The organism is Mixta sp. (assembly GCF_024610815.1).
GTDB classification, from domain to species: domain Bacteria; phylum Pseudomonadota; class Gammaproteobacteria; order Enterobacterales; family Enterobacteriaceae; genus Mixta; species Mixta calida.
In genome coordinates this window covers 1-3,049 of the sequence record NZ_JANION010000015.1, presented here as the reverse complement: position 1 = coordinate 3,049, position 3,049 = coordinate 1, and the positions used below count along the sequence as shown (strand labels likewise).

3 protein-coding genes are annotated in these 3,049 nt (G+C 47.5%); all 3 read left to right on the top strand.

Annotated features, from left to right (window positions below; all coding sequences use genetic code 11):
- Positions 1-952, top strand: a 952-nt coding sequence (locus MYY08_RS00810) for an ABC transporter permease (protein WP_288012541.1), incomplete at its 5' end; no start/stop codon positions are given.
- Between the two features lie 13 nt (positions 953-965).
- Complete coding sequence (locus tag MYY08_RS00805; protein ID WP_038630054.1) at positions 966-1,757, top strand: outer membrane lipoprotein-sorting protein; 792 nt, start codon at positions 966-968, stop codon at positions 1,755-1,757.
- Positions 1,757-3,049: hypothetical protein (locus MYY08_RS00800; RefSeq protein ID WP_288012539.1), on the top strand; the 1,293-nt coding region annotated here is incomplete at its 3' end. The genes MYY08_RS00805 and MYY08_RS00800, both read left to right, overlap by 1 nt.

Below are 3,049 nucleotides of genomic sequence, written 5' to 3'. Positions count from 1 at the left end.
TATTTCTACCCTGTCCGGGCAACTGGAATTTACCGGAATTATTTCACAGTATGAAAGTGAAACCTCAAGCTATTTTTCCGCGTTGGGCGTAGAGCCGATTCCGGCGCTGAAGCTTGGCGCTTTTGATCGACTGCTGTCGGGAAGCGATCTCTCCCGGGTAAAGCATAATGAGGTAACGCTGGGAAGCGGCCTGGCAAAGACGCTTAACGCGCATTACGGCGACTGGGTGGATACTATGGTGGTGAATACACATGGCGGCCAGGGAGCGATCTCTCTTAAGGTGCGTGGTGTTTTCGCCTCCGGCATCAAAGATTATGACGATGTGGCAATGAAAATCCCGCTGGAGACGGCACAGCGCATGATGGGCACGGATGGCGTAAGCAAAATATTAATTTTGCTTAAAAACGACAGCGATTTGCCGATATTCGCCATGAAGCTTCGCCAGTTTATCAAAGATAAAAATTTGCCGTTAACCATCAAAACATGGCAGGAGATATCACTGTTTTACCAGCAGGTAGAGGGGCTGTTATCAGGGATCTATTTCTTTATAAAAATTATCGTCGCCCTGATCGTGATCTTTATGATCGGTAACGCCATGACCATGAATATTGCGGAAAGAACCCGCGAAATTACTACGCTGCGAGCCATAGGACTCAAACCTTCCCATATTACCCGGCTATTTTTGCTGGAGGGGATATTTACAGGTTTTACTGGCGCGATAGGGAGTTTGATCATTGGTTTTGCTATTGCCGGCGCCATTAATCTACATGGCATTGCCATGCCGCCATCTCCGGGACAAACGCAGGGATATACCGCCTTTATCAAGGTCAATAACCCTCAGTTAATCTGGATGACATTCTTATTGCCGGTACTGACTTCTGCTCTGGCGTCGATTCTGCCCGCGCTGCGGGCAGCCAGGCTGAATATCGCTGATGCGTTCAAATCTGTATAAGGAGAGCATAATAATGAAACAGAAAAAATGGTCCTTATTGTTCCTTCTGCCTCTCCTGCTCTCTCCTGTACCGGGATGGAGTGAGACATCGTCGCCGCAGGCGCTGGATATTATTCGTCTGTCCGACGCGGTGCGTTCCCCTAACCGACCTTTCCGCTATACCGTGACGATACAGGAATATAAGGCCGGTGCCACACAGCCCGACAGTAAACAAATTCTGGATATCTCAATGCGCTTTATCAAGCCTGAAAAAGGGAGCGAGGCTGATGCGCGCTCCCTGGTCCGATTCGTCTGGCCGCCCAGGGATAAAGGTAAAATCATGCTGTCAGATTGGTACGATCTCTGGTTTTACACGCCGGAACTCAGGCGTCCTATTCCGATATCCCGCCAGCAAAGGCTGCTGGGGCAGATATCTAATGGCGATGTTATCGTTACAAATTTTGAGTATGGCTATAACGCTGAGCTGGTAGGGGAAGTGCCCTGTGGAGAAAAAAAGTGCTATAAGCTGGTGCTGGCGCGCAAGTTACCCGAAGTCACCTATCCGAGAGTGATCTATTACGTTGAAAAAGAGAGCGACTATCGCCCCTATAAAGCGGATTACTACTCCCTCGATAATAAACTGATTAAAGAGGTGCGCTACCAAAACTACAGGCAGGTATTGGGGAAAGCAAGACCCACCAAAATTGTGATTCAGGATGCCCGCTACGGTAACGCTTACTCCGTTATGGAATACAGCGATATTCGCTTTGAATCGCTGCCCGTATCGCATTTTACAAAAGAGTATATTCAACGCGGGGGGCGCTGATGTTACGTTCTGCTCTGCCGGTTTTATCGGCAGTTCTCTTCCCGGCGATGCTTATGGCGGATTGTCTGCCTGCGGATATGGTGCTTTTTAGCCAGTTGGCCTATATGAACAGAACGCCAACGCTTTGGCAGATTGCGGGGAATAGCCCTTACCGTACCGATAATCTGTATAATGATTTTGGGATTAAATATGCCGGTCAGTGCGCTTTAATTGAGAATGAGCTTGATGTTAACTTTTCTGTTTATGGTCTGACTTATTATCCTTATCGGCATGTGGAAAAATTCGAGCAGGACGACAACCGTCTCAGAGGAATTATTAATCAGCTCAGCTTCTCTTATAGAGTTGCAAAAGCGCTCAGGGTAGAAGCGGGCAAACTGAAAAATCCTGTTGGGCTGTTCTATCTAAAATCTCCGGCGGTATTGCTGAACAATTATTATGCGGGCTTTAAAGCTACCCGCATATACGATCCGTTAATGAAACAGATCTATCCTGAAACCTCCTGGGCGATTAAATTAGCCAGTGACAGCACAGACTATTCATGGTCTTTAACGGCAGTACCAAAGTTAACCCATATTGATAAGCGGTATGAAGCATCCAGCAACTGGTCGGTAACGGAACGCGCTAATGCCAGTGAACGTTACCTGTTTTCTTACACCGATTATCGCCTGGCGGCCCATACACCTGCTGTCAACCTGGCTATAGGCGAGACAAAAAGCATTGCCGTATCCGACAGTTTTCACTATACGCCGCAGTGGGTGTTTAATGCTGAGTTCGCCTGGCACGGAAAAGAGCAGTGGCGTCATTTTAACGTTGATAATGCTGAGAGCGTACAAAATTATCGCTTCCCAACTTCACTCTACCGCCTTGCTGAGAAGAACGGCCTCGAGCTGGCGCTGGGCGGGCAGTACACTACCGATCATTTCAGCGTACTGGGCCTGGAATACTATTATCAGAGCGAAGGGTATTCCAGCAGCGAGTGGCGAAAACAGCGTAAATTTATTGATTTTTTAAACAAAACCACGCCTTATGCCACATTAAATCAGGCTTTTGACAGCTATAAATATTTAATGGCGGCTGAAATAAATAACATTGCTAATAAAGGCAGCCTGCAAGGGAAACATTATATTAATGGCTATGCCAGCTTCATGATGGCGGATAGCTCCACTCTGCAACCCTATGTCGTGTTGAATTTACAGGATCAAAGTGCGATGTGGGGTGTTAATTATAACAGGCCGCTGGCGCAGAGTGACGGGAAAATGGAATTTTACAGCGGGATTTACCATGCGCAGGGA